The sequence below is a fragment of the Clostridium algoriphilum genome (genome assembly GCF_020443705.1).
Lineage (GTDB): Bacteria > Bacillota > Clostridia > Clostridiales > Clostridiaceae > Clostridium_AD > Clostridium_AD algoriphilum.
The window spans coordinates 62,228-79,643 of record NZ_JAIZZK010000016.1 but is presented as its reverse complement, the minus strand read 5'-3'; the positions used below and the strand labels follow the sequence as shown (position 1 = coordinate 79,643).

Genomic DNA, 17,416 nt, shown 5'->3' with positions numbered 1-17,416 from the left:
GATGGAAAGCAAATTAAATTTAAACTGGGATGTAGTTGAAAAAGTTAGACAATCAGCTAGAAACATAGCGAAAGACACCCAAAAATTTATTGATATACATACTACGGTAACAGTTGAAAGAACTGTTTGCAGGCTTTTAGGTATTAATGGGGTAGATAAAGCTTTCGTACCGATTCCAAATATTGTAGTTGACAACATTAAAAATGGCAATGGATTAGCACTCGGTGCTTCAATGTTTATAGGAAATGCTATGGTTGAAACTGGTCTTTCACCACAAAAAATCGCGGAAAGCGTTGCAAAAGGTGAAATGGATTTAACTAAGATTCCTATGCATGATGAATTTGAAATCAAAATGGCTATAGATAAAGTAGCTAAAGTTATGACTTCTAAAATTAAAGGAAATAGAGGTAAAAGGGAATCATACCTTAAGGAGTTTGGTGATAAGAGCGGACCATTACTTTATGCAATAGTCGCTACAGGTAATATTTATGAAGATATTGTTCAAGCAAGGGCAGCTGCAAAACAAGGCGCAGACGTAATTGCAGTTATAAGGAGCACCGGACAAAGCTTACTTGACTACGTTCCATATGGAGCTACAACAGATGGATTCGGAGGAACGCTTGCAACGCAGGAGAACTTCAGACTTATGAGAGTAGCGCTTGATGAAGTTTCAGAAGAGCTCGGAAGATACATAAGACTTTGTAACTACTGCTCTGGATTATGTATGCCTGAAATAGCTGCTATGGGAGCTATAGAAAGATTAGACGTTATGCTTAATGACGCTTTGTACGGAATTCTTTTCAGGGATATCAACATGCAAAGAACTATAGTTGACCAATATTTCTCAAGAATAATCAATGGATATGCAGGGGTCATTATAAACACTGGGGAAGATAACTATTTAACTACATCAGATGCGGTGGAAGAAGCTCATACCGTACTTGCTTCGCAATTTATAAATGAGCAATTTGCATTAGTTGCTGGAATTCCAGAAGAACAAATGGGGCTTGGGCATGCATTTGAGATAAGCCCAGATGTTGAAAATGGATTCCTATATGAACTAGCACAAGCACAAATGGCAAGAGAAGTATTCCCTAGAGCACCACTTAAATATATGCCTCCAACTAAATTTATGACTGGGGATGTATTTAAAGGGCAAGTACAAGATACATTATTCAACATGGTTACTATCATGACAGGACAAAAATTACATCTTCTTGGAATGATAACAGAAGCAATACACACTCCATTTATGTCTGATAGAGCATTAGCAATAGACAATGCTCAATATATATTCAGAACTATGAAGGAGTTAGGTTCAGAAATATGCTTTAAAAAAGGTGGCATAATGGAAACAAGAGTCGATGAAGTAGTAAATAAAGCAGCAGCACTAATCCAAGAAATTGAAAAAGAAGGCTTATTTAGAACACTCGAGCAAGGAAAATTTGCAGGAATTAAGAGGAATCTAACTGGTGGAAAAGGACTTGAAGGAGTTGTAGAAAAAGAAAAAGCTTACTTTAATCCATTTGTAGATTTAATGTTAGGAGGGAAGAAGTAATGAGTGCAGGACAATATTCATTAGAAATTAAAGAATTTGATAAAAATTTAGATCTAACAAAGCTTAAACCTTATGGAGACACTATGAATGATGGTAAGGTTCAAGTGAGCTTTACACTTCCAGTAGAGGATAATGATAGAGGAGTAGAAGCAGCGATTCGACTTGCTAGATCTATGGGACTTATTGATATAAATTGTGCTCATCATCGTTCTTTAGACAAAGAATTTACTTTCTATGTGGTTTATGGTTCATTATTGCATTCTGTAAACTATGAAGAAATCCATGTTCAAACTGTAGAAGTAGAAATCATGGATATGGAACAAGTTGGAGAGTATATAAAAGAAAATATTAAACGCAAAGTGGTAATAATTGGAGCAAGTACAGGCAGTGATGCCCATACAGTTGGGATAGATGCCATAATAAATATAAAGGGATTTGCGGGGCACTATGGCCTTGAGAGATACCCAATGATAGAAGCTTACAATCTAGGAAGCCAAGTTGAAAACGAAGAATTTGTAAGAAAAGCTATAGAACTTAAAGCAGATGTTCTTTTAGTTTCTCAAACAGTAACTCAAAAGGATATACACATCAAAAACCTTACTAATCTAGTAGAATTGTTAGAAGCAGAAGGAATCAGGGATAAAGTTGTGTTAATTTGTGGAGGGCCAAGGATAACTCATGAACTTGCGAAAGAGCTTGGATACGATGCAGGTTTCGGGCCAGGAAAGTTTGCGGGTGACGTAGCAAGTTTTGCTATTACAGAAATGGTTAAGAGAGAGAAAGTTTAACAACACTACGTTACCAATTTTTATAACGGGGTCTACATTTCTTTAAATTAAAAGTAGTGTAGCCTTAAAAATACTAACTAGCAACCTTATTTTGTAATCTTAACTTGTCAGCTACCATTGCTATAAATTCTGAATTAGTAGCCTAATCAATTCCAGCCTATATAAATGAGTATGTATTGTGTTATTCAATTTATTTTGATTTAATAGTTGAGTGAAAAACAGTACTTAAAATAATAACTCCTCCTAGAATTTCTCTTAATGTTGGAATTTCTCTTAAGAGAAAAGCAGCAAAAATAATACCGTAAACTGGCTCAAGGCTAGAAATAATTCCTGCTGTTTGCGTTTTGATATTTTTTAAGCCATTTATGAATAGTAAATGACAAATTCCAGTAAAAACAATACCTAATAATACAAGTAATAATATATCCTTAAGACTAAAAACTGGTTTCTCCAAAAAGAAAAAAGGAATTAGTACAATTGTAGCAATAACCTGTTCATAGAAAGCAATTACAAGGCTTGGATATTCTTTTACAAATTTTCTATTAAGCATTGATAAAATTGCATATGTAAATCCAGATACTATTCCCCACATAACTCCTTGGGTTGAACTGTTTCCCAATTGAAACTTTGGAATAACAAGCATAACGCCTAATAATGTAACAATCGCAATCACAATATCTGACAACTTAATCTTTTCCTTGAAAAAAAACGGTTCCAAAAAAGTTACAAAAACAGGGAATGTTGAGAATGTTAATAATCCTATTGCCACTGTAGACACTTGAATAGACTCAAAAAAAGTACTCCAATGAATTGCTAAAATCACTCCCATTATTATCAAATAAAGATAATGGTTTTTCTCCTTTAGTTTTATGTCCTTCTTAACATATAGTATAAGAATCAATAAAAAAATACTTGAAAAGAAAACTCGCCCAAGAACTATTATTGTTGATGAAAGCGTAAGCAATTTTCCGAATAACCCTGATAAACCAAATAAAAAAACTGCTAAATGAATTTCCACTAAATTTTTATTCTTTGCATTCATATATTTAACCTCCTAGGCAATGATCCAAAATATATGTAAATTATATCACCTATTATATAAATGGGAAATAAGTAATAAGTACCTAGATTAAACCATTCAGCTAAGAAATAAACGGATGATTTTTCATAATTCACCCCCGTTAAGCGATAGTACAGGTTTGTATTATAAAATAATGTTTCATATTTAAATACTATTCCGCAATAATTTCTATTAAAATTATATCATCATATACAATGATTAACTCTGCAATAATATACTATATGTTTTGAATTTTAAGATGTATAATTGTGGTTGCCGGAGTGATAATTTACGGTAATCTACGACATTAGAAAAAGAAATCTTTGATATTAGCAATAATATAGATCTCCTGGAAATGAATGAGGAAAAAAAATTAAAATTAATAGCTATTAGACAAATAACAAATGCCGTGAAATAAATAATTTAACGTACTTTTCAAATAAGTATTTGATTAGCAGGATTTTTAACAAATTTTAAGTTTTTAATTTTCTCATATATATTCTAAAAATAAGCTCTTCTAAAAAGTTGAACAAACTTGTGGTTATCAAGTAAATTCCCACTGCGATTGGAGCTGCTTTAACAACAAATAAACCAACTACTGCCATTATTACAATATTCCCCTTACTAATTGTAGCCTGCCCATCAATTTTCAATAAAGTTACATATGAAAGTAAACTTGGGACTAAGGATACAAGCACATATACCAGTGGAACGATAAAATAACTGTCTGAGACTTTAATACTAGACACCCATGGTATAAGATATGTTCCTACGCTCACAGGGATCTTATTAAACACACTCCACATAGTCGTTAATATAGGCAGTTGGAGCAACGTTACTAAGCACCCCATCATACTTTTTGCACTTTGAGCAGATTGTTTTTTAATTTCTAATTCAAGTTTGTCTTCGTTATTCTTATATTTTTCCTTAAGTTCTTGCATTTTTATAGCAAACTTTTGCTGTTGTTGCATAGATTTTTTTTGTTTAAAAGACATTGGTGAAAGTACTAATCTTACACTTATGGTAAGTAAAACTATTGCTAGTCCCCAATCACCAGTAAAATTAAAAATTGAGTTTAATAAATTGCTTAAAAAGTTAAAAATGATGTTTATATTTATCCTCCTTCGAATAATTTTGGCTAAAACATCATTTCAACTTTAAAACGCTCTATATATATCCACATACCATATTTTTCATAAATTATATAATCTTCTGGAAGTAGTTTTTTTACAAATCCAAGCCACTGAATCAAAACATTTCTCGTAACATTTTCTTCAGCTTTATGCTTAAAGTTTTTATAAGCATATAATGTATATGATACTATACTAGCAAAACATATTACTAAGAACATTAATTGAATTAACTTTATTAATAATACCATAAACTCATTTTTAGGTATCATGTACTTAAATGTGTAATAAAGAAAAAGCCATCTAAGTTTTTAGATGGCTTTTTAAACTATAATATAAATCCTTAAAATATATTCACTAGTATTTTTTATAGAAGTTTTTTAGCAAATTCCATATTATCCAATTTATTTTCTTTTATATAATTTAGTGAATCTACTAAATATGTTCTGTGATGTTCTATGGTCTTTGAGAAAGATTGGATAAATTCAACGATATCTTCTTTGTTATCTTGCTTATTACATAAATACTTCCCGACTAAATAAAATCTAATAAATGAATATCTTACTAAAAGCAAAATATATCCATCAAATATTGATTCCGATTCAGTAAATGGAAACATGTAGTTATACATAAAATTCACTAAAAAATTTTCGAAAATATAGCTATTATTATTAATGAAATTTTCAGTATAATCTTCAAATGCTTTTATGTACAATTCTGAATATTTACTAATGTCTTCTCCTTCATCAAACTTGAATCCAGATATAATTTGCTTAGTGTATTCCTTAAAAGAAAGACTGTCAACTTCTTTAGATACATTTAAGAAACCCATCATTTTCTTGAAAAAATCCATCTGAATAATATAACTTGATTGATTTTTTTCATAAGAATCGTTAACTGAATTCATATTATATTCTTTAATAAACTTAGGTACATTATTATACTTATGTTTAAGTTCTTTTTCTAATGCATTTATAAAATCACCTAATATATAAAGTCTTTGACTTAAATTAAATTTTCTGTTTTGTATTATTTTAATACTCAAATCTCTAATTTCTTTAAAATATTTAACAGGTGAATTATCATATTCTTTAGATGTAGTTTCAATATCACTTGATAATATATGTTTTCCTAAAGTTTCTTCACTTTCATTAAACCCAATTCCTTCTTCTTTTAATAAAAGAATTCTTGCAGCTTCGGGACAGGCTACATCAAGGGACATTTCATAGTATCTATCTACTTTATTTGTTATTCTAGGAAAGGAGGTGCAAACATTTGAAAGATATTTCTCTCCAATTTTAGAATAAATTATACAATAATTTTCTTCATCTAAAAAGGCACACCTTTTCCCACTTTTTAATTTTACTTTTCCATAATCTACATCAGGGCTTAGGTAATAATCATTATTATGTACATTTTTCTGAAACATGCGCTTCATTTCTTTGTCTTGAACTTTATAATACTGCCTGAAGGTGGTCTTATCAATATCTATATCCCATCCAATACAACAGCTATCGGTGCATTTTCCACCTATACATTCAAATTCTTTAAGATATGTTGGATATCGCATTTTTACATTTTCTCTCATTGTATACTTCCTTTGCATATAAATTATTTAAATTTTAAGTTTCATATTTATTTTACTATACTATTTCAAGTTTGTCAGATGTCTCTTCATTTTCAGGTGAAACAAATCATATTCTGGAATAATATTGCCATTGGGTAGTTAATAAGGTTTTAGATATATTGTGATTTGCTTTTGTAATCTAATTTAGCGATTATTGACAAGAATATAACTTTATATAAAGGTATTAATTTGTTCACGTACCCCGGGGGATTTTATGAGCAAAGCGAATCTGCTAATGATGGATATAAAAAGGGAAATATATTAGATGAGACTTTGCAACCACTGTAATGAATTAAAGGGGGATAATAATACAGTTAATTCGAATGTTTTTTATGTAAAATATACCTTTTTATGGTATAATTTTTCTGAATGAATTAGGGGGAGGAGTTATGGAAGGTTACCGTAAATTTAATTTTGTTATCACCATACTAATAGCGTTGCTCCTCATAGGAACATTAGGATATAAATTTTTATTAGATGTTAACATTGTAGATGCATTATATATGACTGTTATAACCATATCAACAGTAGGATATGCGGAAGTGGCTACTATGGATGCAAAAGCTAAGCTTTTTACTATATTTCTTATTTTTTTAAGTTTAGGTACTGTGGGGTATATATTTAGCAGCATGGTATCTTCTTTTTTAGAAGGAGATTTAAAAGATGCCTGGAGGAGGAGACGTATGGAAGTTGGGATAACCAAGCTAAAAGATCACTATATAATATGTGGAGGGGGCGAAACAGGGGGAAATGCTATAAAGCAATTTAAAAAAAGTAATGTTCCATTTATTGTAATAGATAAAGATGAAGAAATAATAAAGGAACTAATAGAAAATAAAATATATGCTATTCAAGGAGATGCCACTCAAGAAGAAGTATTAGATAAGGTAAGAATAAAGTTTGCTAAGGGTCTTATTTCTTCATTGTCTACAGATGCGGATAATGTTTATACTGTCCTAACCGCAAGAGAAATGAATAGAAATTTATATATTGTATCTCGAGCTATAAATAAAAATGCAAATGAAAGGTTAAAAAAAGCAGGTGCAAACAATACAATTTCTCCAAATGAAATAGGCGGAACTAGAATGGCAGCTCTAATGCTTAGACCTACCGTTATTGCTTTTCTAGATATAATAACCCATGATGGAGATCTAATTTTAGACTTAGAGGATGTTACTATTTGTGAAGATTCCATTATAATAAATAGGAGTCTTATGGAAGCTGGGATTCCTGAAAAAACAGGACTAATAGTTTTAGCCATTAAGAAGAATAGTAATAAAAAATTAGTTTTTAATCCAAGTTCTAACCAGTTACTAAAAATGGGTGATACCATGGTAGTTCTAGGAACAGAAGAACAGGTTATTAAACTTAAGGAAATTGCTAAAGACATAGGATAAAGAAGGTTAAGTTAATTGTTGGAGAATTTACGATTTAGTATAAATTATATAAGAGAGATAACCGTCTGTAAATTATAAAATAAGCCCAATGCTAGGGCTTGTTTTTTTACCCTTTTTGCGGGAAAAGTAGTTGCTACCCAGATTATGAATAAAAGAATAACTTAAAGATTTTAGACATAAATAGAAAAATAGAGGGGGATAGGATAAGTGGTAATGTTTAAAGTATTTTTGAATAAAAAAGAGTATGTAGAATTTTAGGGCCTGGTAATAAAGATATTTAAAGCAGATTAAGTAGGAGACGATATTTATGTCATTTTGTCAGAAGTGCGGTGCAAAGTTACAAGAGGGCGATACATTTTGTGGAAACTGTGGCGCTCGGCTTGAAGGAGCAATAGCGAATTTGCTAATCATCAAAGAAAAAAGAAAAAATAAAATTGGCTTGTCGCAAATAGACAAGCCAATTTTATCATTATCATCATTAATTTTACAAATGAATTCTCGACATCTTCCACAAGGTGTAATTATACATACCCCAGTGTAAATTCTACATATCGTTAGCTTTTAAATTTAAGCTCTTAAAGATATACTTTCTTCATTTACATCTTCATCTTCATCTTCATCTTCATCTTCAGTTTGATTTTTAACAATAACATTTACGAACTTTTCTCCATACGGAAGACAAAATTGTATGAATGGACCTATTAACAATGCAGATATTATTGTACCTATTCCCAATATTCCGCCGAGTGTAAAGCCCAATATTAAAAAACTAACATCTAATGCCATACGAATCCAACGATATTCTAAATTAGTTTTATCTTTTATAATAAATGGAATAATATCATTTGGTGCAACACCTAGATCACTTGCTTTAAGTATAGAAAATCCAATTGCAATTAAAGCACAACCGATTACAACTAAAAATATTTTTATACCAATATTTAAAGATGCAATTGGGAAAAATGAAACAGCCTTTACTCCAAGGTCAATAATGGGTCCTACTCCAACAACGCATATAATTGTTCCTATCTTTATACGACGTCTTTCAACTAGAAGTATTATGCAAAACAATACAAATAAAATAATCATATTAGCATTTCCGGGTGTTTTATTTAATAAAAATGCTAATCCTTGAGTGAATAAAGTAAATGGATCGGAACCGATATTAGTTTTTAAAAACAAGGCTACTCCAATCTGTATAATACTCATTCCTACAAAAAATATAATTAGTCTTTTAATTAGATTTATTTTTTTGGCCATATTTTCCATCCCTTTCTTTATATTTTATAGTTACTTAAGGTTCAACCTTTATTCTTTCTTCAGGAAACATAACTTTAAAGCTTCCTTTTTATCATATTTTAAACACCAACATTTATTTATGTTCGTTTTTGTTTCGTTTGATTTCGCTTATTTTCATTTTACTATATTTTAGTAAACGGTGTCAACAGTCGAATCCAGTAAATATTGTTTATTAAATAAATTGTCAATCATTTTATAAGCTATCAATGGAAATCAGAAAGATTATACGATTACGATGAAGCGGTTTAATCCTATTCAGAGAACAGGGTATTTTAGAAAATTAGGAAAATCAAATTTATCTATTATATTTTTAGTTTTCTTTAGGCTTCGTATCCATACACTTTATTATTTACCTTTATTAGATTATAATGAGGGTTATTAGAGAAGGTGGTGCTATAATGAGCTTAAACAAACAAAAGAAAATTGCTATTGTGAATGATATTACTGGATTTGGACGATGTTCTATATCTGTTGCATTGCCTATTATATCAGCAATGAAGATACAATGCTGTCCATTACCTACTGCAATATTATCTGCACATACGGGATTTTCAAGTTTCTTTTTTGATGATTATACTCCTCATATGAGGGATTACATAAATAATTGGAAAGAGCTTAATTTACGATTTGATGGAATCTGTACTGGATTTTTAGGTTCAAAAGAACAAATTGACATTGTTGTAGAGTTTCTTGAAAATTTTAAAACAAAGAATACTATTGTCATGGTTGATCCTGTGATGGGTGACTATGGACGACTTTATTCTACCTATACACAGGAAATGTGTGATGAAATGAAGAAGTTAATTAAATATGCGGATGTAATGACTCCTAATCTTACTGAAGCCTGTAGGCTTCTTGATATTCCTTATCCAGAAATAGATTTGAATCCTGAGCAACTTGAAAATATTGCAAAAGAGCTTTGCACAAAAGGCCCGGATAAAATTGTTATCACTGGACTGCAGCATAATGGGAATATACGAAATTTTATATATGAAACAGGAAAACCCTATACTATAATAGAAGCAAAAAAAATTGGTGAAGATCGTTCAGGTACTGGAGATGTATTTTCTTCTATTGTAGCTGCTAATATAGTAAAGGGAGTAGATATCGTGACTGCGGTAAAAAAAGCCACAGATTTTATTAGTAAAGCCATTGATTATACTGTTAAAATCGGAACTCCAGTATATGATGGTATTTGCTTTGAAGAATATTTGACTGAGCTGCAATAACTTAAGTATATTTAGTAATTTATTATTACTTATTAATATTAATTACAAATTTAAAACATAAAGAAAAGAGGAAGATAGAATATGGTTATTTTATATACATATAACAATGGTGTTTATATCAATTTAAAAGATGTTGATATCACTAAAAAAGAATCCAATCACAAAAACATTTATGTTAATTTAACTAACAATTGCCCTTGTTCTTGTACCTTTTGTTTAAGAAACACTAAGGAAATGGCTAAATCAAATAGTCTATGGTTAGATACAGAACCTACTGTTCAAGAAGTCATAGAAGAGTTTGAAAAATATGATTTAACTCAGTTCAATGAAATTATATTCTGTGGATTTGGTGAACCTTTAACCCGTCTTGATGATCTATTGAAAGTGGCAAAATACTTAAAAAATAGAAGTAGCAATAATCCAATTCGTATAAATACTAATGGATTAGCGGATTTAGTTAATAAAAAGGAAACTGCTGCATTGTTAAAAGACTTGATTAATACTGTATCCATAAGCCTTAATGCATCAAATGCGGAAGAATATTTAACATTAACTCGTAGCAAATTTGGTATAGAATCTTATGACGCCATGCTGAAATTCGCAGTAAGCTGCAAAGAGTATGTTCCAAATGTAGTTATGACAGTAGTAGATTGTATTGGACAAGAAGAAATAGATGCTTGTCAAGCCGTATGTGATACTATTGGAGTACCTTTAAGAGTACGTCCTTTTGAATAAGATAAAGTTACATACTGTTATCGCAAATAAGACAAGCCATTAGATTTTCTAATAACTTGTCTTATTTGCGTCTATTTTTTAATACTTATATTTCCTTCAACTTTGTTATTACATTGGATTCTAATAATGTTGTCACCAAAACAAGTGCTAAAGCAACACCACTTACAGTTTGAAGTGCTAACATAGGAAGTTCAGTAATTCCTAAAGCTTTTCCATATAAAAGCATTCTTACAAATGTATACCCTATGATTTGAAATATACCTCCAACTGAGGCCCCTATTAACCAACCAAATCTTAAATTAGGAAACAATTTTTCAGTCATTAATCCCATAATCATAGCCATTATAGATTTTATAAAAAACGTTGGAATAACCCACTGCATGTATCCCCCTAAAAGGTCAGCTAAAGCAGCGCCCATTCCACCAGCTAAAGCCCCTTTGCGCCAGCCTAAAATTAACACTGACAGAAAAATCATACAATCCCCTAAATGTGTATACCCATTTATTGAAGGAATTTTTATAAAATATGTTGCTAAAAAAACTAATGCGGCCATTATAGACATTTTTGTTAAGTCTTTTGTTTTCATTTGTTCTTTTTTCATAGTATCCCCTCTTTTTAAAATCATTATTAATACTGTTTTTAGATTATATTATAGATATTCAACGTCATAATTAAAGCTTTTTTACTTGAAGCTAAGTTAAAATTCAACTTCTTTTCCAGAGGCCTTATCATAAAAATAATACTTTAGAGTTGAACATCTTCCAATATTGGAGATAATATCATAGGATTTTAAAATAGTCTAGTGTATCGATACACATTTAATAATAAGGTAGTAAAATATAAATTTAACACATTGGTAATCGTGGTGAATTGACAAAGTTCTGCTTCCGCCTTCCAATATTCAATTTCAGCATCTTAAACTTCATTTAAATTCACTTATTTGAAACGCTTTAATATAATATAATATATTAAAGCTAAAGCATAAAATAGATAGAAAACATTAATCCTTTACAGTTTTAAGCTTCATAAAACAATATGATTTCTGACATAAATATAACCGAGCAAGTGATCAAAATAAAAAATAAAGGAGTAAACAGCGTGAAAGAAAAAGTAGTAATTATTGGTGCGGGAATATCAGGATTGTCTGCTGGAATATATGCACAGATGAATGGATTTGATAGCGAAATATATGAGCAGCACATAATTGCAGGAGGTGAATGTACTTCTTGGAAAAGGAAAGGATACAGAATTGATGGTTGCCTAAACTGGCTTACTGGTACAAAACAAGGCACAGCTCTTCATGACGTATGGAAAGAAGTAGGGGCCTTTACTGATGATCATGTAAGCTATCCTGAAGTTTTTGCTGCAACTCAAATAGGAGACAAGACACTATTTTGGTATAGAGACGTTGAAAAGCTTAAATTACATTTTTTAGAGTTATCACCCGAGGATAAGCTAGCTATAGAAGAAATGTATCTAATCATAAAGGATTTGCAATCTATGAATATACCTGCAAAAAAGACAATGGATATAATGAATATCTTTGAGAAAATAGCTTTTATAAAAGAAATGATGCCCGCCTTTAAAAATGCAGGATCTATCAAAAAGCTATCACTAGATGAATATACAGAGCGTTTTAAGAGTCCCATAATAAGGGCGGCTATTGCAAATTTTGTGCCTAGTGGATATATAGCTATGACTTTCTTTACCACTGCCGCAATGTTTGCTGCTAACAAGAGTGGTTGGCTTAAAGGCGGTTCCCAGGCTTTGGCTGATAATATGCTTCATAAATATGAGAAACTTGGTGGTATATTTCACGGTGGAAATGGTGTAAAAAGAATATTAGTCGATAATGGTAATACATCCGCTATCGAACTTAATAATGGGGAGAAAGTAAATGTTGATTATGTAATATCTGCCTGTGATACTTATGTTACTATGAAAAAATTATTAGAGGATAAATATAGAGATAAAAAGTTTGATATGATGTATTCTGCAACTAAAGACTATGAAACCTGTAGCATTGTGCATGTGGCATTTGGAGTAGATTGCGATTTATCAAAATATCCAGCTAAGGTTAATTATATACATGATGTATGATGTAGTTGATTTTTGTGGAGAGAAGCTAGACGGATGTTTCTTCGAGCATTTTTGTAAAGAAAAACCCTTTGCACCTGAGGGAAAGAGTGTTGTTAAAACATGTTTCTTAGTTTATAATTATGATTTTTGGAGTGGGTTATCGAAGGAACAATATATAAAAATAAAAAAAGACATAGAAGATTATTTTACAATTAAACTAAATGAATATTTTCCAGAAACTGTTGGGAAAATTGAGATGGTAGATGTAGCCACACCTTTAACCTATGAAAGATACTGCAGTGCTTATAGAGGCTCATTTATGGCATTTAAAATGAGTAAGTCAGCTAAGATAACTAGCCATTATGGCAAAATTAAGGGTATTAATAATATGTATATAGCAAGTCAATGGATTATGATACCAGGCGGACTTCCTGCAGCATTAATTGTAGGCAAGGTAGCAATACAAAAACTTTGTAGGGATAAGAAACAAAAATTTATAGGAATACAGTAATATAGTGAAGTTTACCTAAGAAAAATAATGTTATTTAGCTTGCAGTTTGTGCTTTTTCTTATAGAAGCAAGAGCCCATATAGCATTATTACTTAACTCACATAGAAATGGCTTAAACATTTGATTTGAATGTTGTTTATATATAAACAGTGTATGATTTCTATTTATGGAGGAATTGTTCTGAATTGTGCTAAATAACAATATTATATATAGAGTTACGACGCAGTTGTATGAAATTGTGAAGTAAACATTATTTTCTTTGAAAGAGATAGTAAACGGGAATTTCAATAATAATTGAATAAGGAGAAAGTTAAAATTATTGAGAAAAATATTTTGAATAAAAGAATTTATATATATCTAGTAATCACTTACAGTTGTACATTAATCGGGTGGATACTGATACTTCTGCTTCCAGAACCATATAAGAATAACGCAAGATCGATATTATTTACATGCTTTAGCTTGTTTCCGCTTATAGCTACATTTCTTACGAGAAAGATGACAAAAGATAAAACGAAATTGAATATTAAACCTCATTTCCGCAAAAGTTGGAAAGTATATTTAATGGCAGTTAACCACCAATGGGATATTTTCTATTTCAAACACTTAATAAATAGTTCATGTGAGTTGTAATTAGTAGATATTATTGATTTTAATTATTTATTATAAACATAATTATATTAGCAGATAAGATTATAACTGATTTAGATGAGATATTTTAACTTTATTAGTAACAGAGCTTGTCCGCTTCACTTTAAATATAATATTCATTAAAATAAATTAAGGAAAGTAATTTTACTTTCCTTAATTTATTGTTATAGTATAAACGCTATTTTTAAAAATAGACTATTTGTTATATAAATCTGCATTTACAAACTTATTGCCTACTATATCTCCTAGTGAGACGTCAAGGATACTACGGCTCAATGAGCCATCTAACTCTTCAAGCTGAAAATTTACTATGGTTTCATTCCATAATACATTGTAAACAGTAGATGAAATTTTAATATAATCGCCTTCATATACATTAACTCCATTGTTATCAGATAAGTATACCCATTGAAGCAATTCAAATTCTTCAACAGGTCTCCAAGTTAAACCGGGAACCTTCACAGCTGACGGAACGAAACTTTGCGAATCAAAAGTCATGCCTTGCAATTTATGCATTTTGTGTTTTAAACTATCCCAAACTCTAAATTTTAATTGTTTCATTTTAAATTACCAGCCTTTCTTTTTATAATTTTGTTCAATTCTTTATAAATTGTTTTTTAATAATTTCCATAAATACATTAAACTATATGTCGAATAATATACTGTAATAGTAGCGTATACTAGTTTTATATGCAACAACTAGATACTTAAAGATTGCACGAAGGCAGGTAGCAAGTAAAATATGCTCGCATACTCTTTCATATTCTAGAATTAATGCGCAACCTATATTTACTTTTTTTAGGTGGCTGACGCGACCCCGTTACAGAAATTGGTAACGTAGTGGACAAGTTCTGTTTGCTAATTTTAGTTGTCATACATTAGCAAAACAAATTGTGGTTACAATTTGTTCACGCCCCCCCCGGTTTTTTTATGAGCGAAGCAAATTTGCTAAATTATTAAACAGGAAAAAGGGGTATAATAAACGTGAATATGAAAAGTTGAACAGGTTTGAAAAGTTTCAGACTTAAAATTTTTTGACTAGGAGAGGATTGTTGTGAAAAAACTGATTTTAGTAACATCACCACCAGCAAGTGGAAAAACTTATATCGCAAAAAAGCTTGCCGAGGCATTACGCCATGTTGTCTATCTTGATAAAGATACACTCATAAAATTATCAAAACAGATTTTTGTTGTAGCAGGTGAAGAATATAATAGAAGCTCAGATTTTTTTAATGAAAATATACGTGATTATGAATACGAAACAATAGTAGAACTCGCAATGGAAGCTCTGAATTATGATGATATTGTGCTAATTAATGCACCATTTACAAAAGAAATACGAGATTTAAACTATATCAAAAATCTAAAAGCAATATTAAAAGAAAATAACGCTTCTTTAGTCGTTATTTGGGTAGAAACTTCAATCGATGTAACACAGCAAAGAATGATTGAGAGGAATTCTGATAGGGATACATGGAAACTTGCACATTGGAATGAATATATTGCAGGGACTAATTTTGATATTCCTATTGCTTTGGATGATCCTTCTATAAAAGATGATTTGCTTATCTTCAAAAACTCTTCTAATGAAGAATTCACCGATTCCTTAATAAAAACAATAGATATACTGGAAGAATCATCGGGTAGAAAATAAATATAGTAACAAAGGAGTATGTTAGTGTGGAAAGTAATAGTTTGATAAAAAGCAGATCTACTTTTATAGGAAAGACTTTGTGTCTAATGGCAGTTGGACTACTAATAACATTTATAGTTGGTCTGTTTATGAGTAACTATATAATGAATGTATCTACAACAGTAATTTATGGGGCTATGATTCTGGAACTGGTTATGGTTATAACATTAGTTAAGAGAGTTGCTAAAATGTCTACAGCATCTGCAATATTTTGGTTCTTGGTTTATTCAGCAGTAAATGGTGTAACATTGAGTATAGTTTTTTTAATTGTAAATCAAGGTCAATTAATTACTGTGTTCGCTCTAACTTCATTAATGTTTTTAAGTAGTGGAATGGTAGGTATAACAACAAAGAAAGACTTAAGTGCAATAGGTCAATTTGCCATGATGTTTGTAATAGGTTTAATTTTACTTACTATTATGCAGATGTTTTTCGTTTCTTCCACATTTAATTTAGGCGTATGCTTCTTAGGTATAATAGTATTTGGTGCATTAACAGCATATGACATGCAGAAAATAAAGCGTATGCAAGCACAAAGTAATGATATGCATGGGATTGTGCTTGCGGCATTATCTTTATATTTAGACTTTATAAATATATTTTTGTTTGTATTGAGGTTATTTAGTAGGAGATAATAGTACCCAATCTTACAATATTTAAATTTAAATAAATCTTGATAATACATTGGTATTACTACTGGTTACAGTGCAGTAAATAAATTCCCTAAATTAGGTAAATACTAGGGAGAAAAAAACAAAACAAGTTTAATAAAAATGTAAGCCAAATCAAGATTATATTGGTAAAAGAAGGGGAGAGTTAAATTGAGAAAAGTTGCAGTTTTTTTAGCAGAAGGATTTGAAGAGGGTGAAGCATTATTTGTAGTTGATATTTTAAGAAGGGCAGGATTTCAATGTAATTCTGTAAGTATCAATGAAGAAATGGTAAAAGGTTCTCATGGTATTGTGGTAAAGGCGGACAAAATTATAAGTGATGAAATAAAAGAATACGATATGATTGTTTTACCTGGTGGATTACCTGGTGCAACAAATTTAAGAGATGATGAAAGGGTCATTGAATTAGTAAAATATTTTGATAAAGCACCGGAAAAATTTGTTGCTGCTATCTGTGCAGCACCGATGATTCTAGAAAAAGCAGGAATTATCAAGGGACGCAGAATAACATCATATCCTGGAGAGGAATATACTACATTGCTTAAAGATGCAAATTATGTAGAAGATATCGTTGTGGTAGATGATCACTTGATCACTAGTAGAGGACCAGCTTCAACCCTACCATTTGCTTATACATTAGTAGATGCATTAGGTGGCAATAGTAGTTTGTTAAAGCAAGGAATGCTTTATAATATGGTAAGAGAAAGTAAATTCGAGTAGATAAGATGAAAGAAAAAAACAATTAGCAAAACAACTTGTGGTTACTGTGGCTACCTGGCACGCAAAGTTTTTTAGAATTAACGGATATCACGAGAAGCTTTAATATGAAATGATTGAACTTAGTCGTAGAAAATGTTATGCTATCAATGGTAAACTCAGTAGAATGTCTTTACTACATAAAAATCAAGTGTAAAATTGCAATTGAGAAGAGAATATATTGAAGAGCTTATTTTTATAGGCTCTTTTTTAGTGATAAAGAGAGGTAATAA

At 30.5% G+C, this 17,416-nt stretch carries 18 protein-coding genes; 11 read left to right on the top strand and 7 right to left on the bottom strand.

Features of this window, described 5'->3' with window-relative positions:
* Window position 1 precedes the first annotated feature (1 nt).
* Both kamD and kamE read left to right on the top strand, forming a co-directional pair.
* Window positions 2-1,558, top strand: coding sequence for a lysine 5,6-aminomutase subunit alpha (gene kamD / locus LGK95_RS12760; RefSeq protein ID WP_226125170.1), 1,557 nt, complete (start codon window positions 2-4; stop codon window positions 1,556-1,558).
* The gene (kamE, locus tag LGK95_RS12755; protein ID WP_226125169.1) at window positions 1,558-2,346 is read left to right on the top strand and encodes a lysine 5,6-aminomutase subunit beta; all 789 of its coding nucleotides are present in this window, start codon (window positions 1,558-1,560) and stop codon (window positions 2,344-2,346) included. The genes kamD and kamE overlap by 1 nt, the downstream gene beginning before the upstream one ends.
* Before the next feature lie 190 nt (window positions 2,347-2,536).
* On the opposite strand, the gene LGK95_RS12750 is transcribed toward kamE, so the two are convergent.
* The 4 genes from LGK95_RS12750 to fliB form a co-directional block, all read right to left on the bottom strand.
* A complete protein-coding gene (locus LGK95_RS12750; protein WP_226125168.1) occupies window positions 2,537-3,388 on the bottom strand; it encodes a DMT family transporter in 852 nt (283 codons plus the stop codon).
* Window positions 3,389-3,879: 491 nt separating this feature from the next.
* Window positions 3,880-4,476 (bottom strand): membrane protein insertase YidC, encoded by a 597-nt coding sequence (gene yidC, locus LGK95_RS12745; protein ID WP_319001924.1) that lies wholly within the window; start codon window positions 4,474-4,476, stop codon window positions 3,880-3,882.
* A 68-nt stretch (window positions 4,477-4,544) separates the two neighbouring features.
* Window positions 4,545-4,808 (bottom strand): hypothetical protein, encoded by a 264-nt coding sequence (locus tag LGK95_RS12740; RefSeq protein WP_226125167.1) that lies wholly within the window; start codon window positions 4,806-4,808, stop codon window positions 4,545-4,547.
* 95 nt (window positions 4,809-4,903) lie between these two features.
* On the bottom strand, window positions 4,904-6,124 hold the full coding sequence (gene fliB / locus LGK95_RS12735; protein ID WP_226125166.1) for a flagellin lysine-N-methylase: 1,221 nt from the start codon (window positions 6,122-6,124) through the stop codon (window positions 4,904-4,906).
* Window positions 6,125-6,552: 428 nt separating this feature from the next.
* Here fliB and LGK95_RS12730 point away from each other — a divergent pair, with 428 nt between their 5' ends.
* Together LGK95_RS12730 and LGK95_RS12725 are read left to right on the top strand one after the other, a co-directional pair.
* A complete protein-coding gene (locus tag LGK95_RS12730; protein WP_226125165.1) occupies window positions 6,553-7,560 on the top strand; it encodes a potassium channel family protein in 1,008 nt (335 codons plus the stop codon).
* A gap of 307 nt (window positions 7,561-7,867) precedes the next feature.
* Entirely contained in the window at window positions 7,868-8,101 is a 234-nt protein-coding gene (locus tag LGK95_RS12725; protein ID WP_226125164.1) for a zinc-ribbon domain-containing protein, read from the top strand.
* Between the two features lie 26 nt (window positions 8,102-8,127).
* Here LGK95_RS12725 and LGK95_RS12720 read toward each other — a convergent pair whose 3' ends face one another.
* The gene (locus tag LGK95_RS12720) at window positions 8,128-8,820 is read right to left on the bottom strand and encodes a YczE/YyaS/YitT family protein (RefSeq protein WP_226125163.1); all 693 of its coding nucleotides are present in this window, start codon (window positions 8,818-8,820) and stop codon (window positions 8,128-8,130) included.
* Window positions 8,821-9,257: 437 nt separating this feature from the next.
* Here LGK95_RS12720 and LGK95_RS12715 point away from each other — a divergent pair, with 437 nt between their 5' ends.
* Together LGK95_RS12715 and LGK95_RS12710 are read left to right on the top strand one after the other, a co-directional pair.
* Complete coding sequence (locus LGK95_RS12715) at window positions 9,258-10,088, top strand: pyridoxamine kinase (protein ID WP_226125162.1); 831 nt, start codon at window positions 9,258-9,260, stop codon at window positions 10,086-10,088.
* Between the two features lie 81 nt (window positions 10,089-10,169).
* Window positions 10,170-10,823 carry a TIGR04100 family radical SAM protein gene (locus LGK95_RS12710; RefSeq protein WP_226125161.1) on the top strand — a complete coding sequence of 218 codons (654 nt, stop codon included), beginning with the start codon at window positions 10,170-10,172 and terminating at the stop codon, window positions 10,821-10,823.
* A gap of 85 nt (window positions 10,824-10,908) precedes the next feature.
* On the opposite strand, the gene LGK95_RS12705 is transcribed toward LGK95_RS12710, so the two are convergent.
* Complete coding sequence (locus LGK95_RS12705; RefSeq protein WP_226125160.1) at window positions 10,909-11,424, bottom strand: ECF transporter S component; 516 nt, start codon at window positions 11,422-11,424, stop codon at window positions 10,909-10,911.
* Between the two features lie 497 nt (window positions 11,425-11,921).
* On the opposite strand from LGK95_RS12705, the gene LGK95_RS12700 reads away from it, so the two are divergent.
* Both LGK95_RS12700 and LGK95_RS12695 read left to right on the top strand, forming a co-directional pair.
* Window positions 11,922-12,923 (top strand): phytoene desaturase family protein, encoded by a 1,002-nt coding sequence (locus LGK95_RS12700; protein WP_226125159.1) that lies wholly within the window; start codon window positions 11,922-11,924, stop codon window positions 12,921-12,923.
* On the top strand, window positions 12,913-13,413 hold the full coding sequence (locus tag LGK95_RS12695) for a hypothetical protein (protein ID WP_226125158.1): 501 nt from the start codon (window positions 12,913-12,915) through the stop codon (window positions 13,411-13,413). The genes LGK95_RS12700 and LGK95_RS12695 overlap by 11 nt, the downstream gene beginning before the upstream one ends.
* Before the next feature lie 845 nt (window positions 13,414-14,258).
* Here LGK95_RS12695 and LGK95_RS12690 read toward each other — a convergent pair.
* Entirely contained in the window at window positions 14,259-14,624 is a 366-nt protein-coding gene (locus tag LGK95_RS12690; RefSeq protein WP_226125157.1) for a YopX family protein, read from the bottom strand.
* 493 nt (window positions 14,625-15,117) lie between these two features.
* On the opposite strand from LGK95_RS12690, the gene LGK95_RS12685 reads away from it, so the two are divergent.
* From LGK95_RS12685 to LGK95_RS12675, 3 genes are all read left to right on the top strand, one after another.
* Window positions 15,118-15,717, top strand: a complete 600-nt coding sequence (locus tag LGK95_RS12685) for an AAA family ATPase (protein WP_226125156.1) — start codon at window positions 15,118-15,120, stop codon at window positions 15,715-15,717.
* Window positions 15,718-15,743: 26 nt separating this feature from the next.
* Window positions 15,744-16,391, top strand: a complete 648-nt coding sequence (locus LGK95_RS12680) for a Bax inhibitor-1/YccA family protein (protein ID WP_226125155.1) — start codon at window positions 15,744-15,746, stop codon at window positions 16,389-16,391.
* Window positions 16,392-16,577: 186 nt separating this feature from the next.
* Window positions 16,578-17,147, top strand: a complete 570-nt coding sequence (locus LGK95_RS12675) for a DJ-1 family glyoxalase III (protein WP_226125154.1) — start codon at window positions 16,578-16,580, stop codon at window positions 17,145-17,147.
* Window positions 17,148-17,416: the final 269 nt, after the last annotated feature.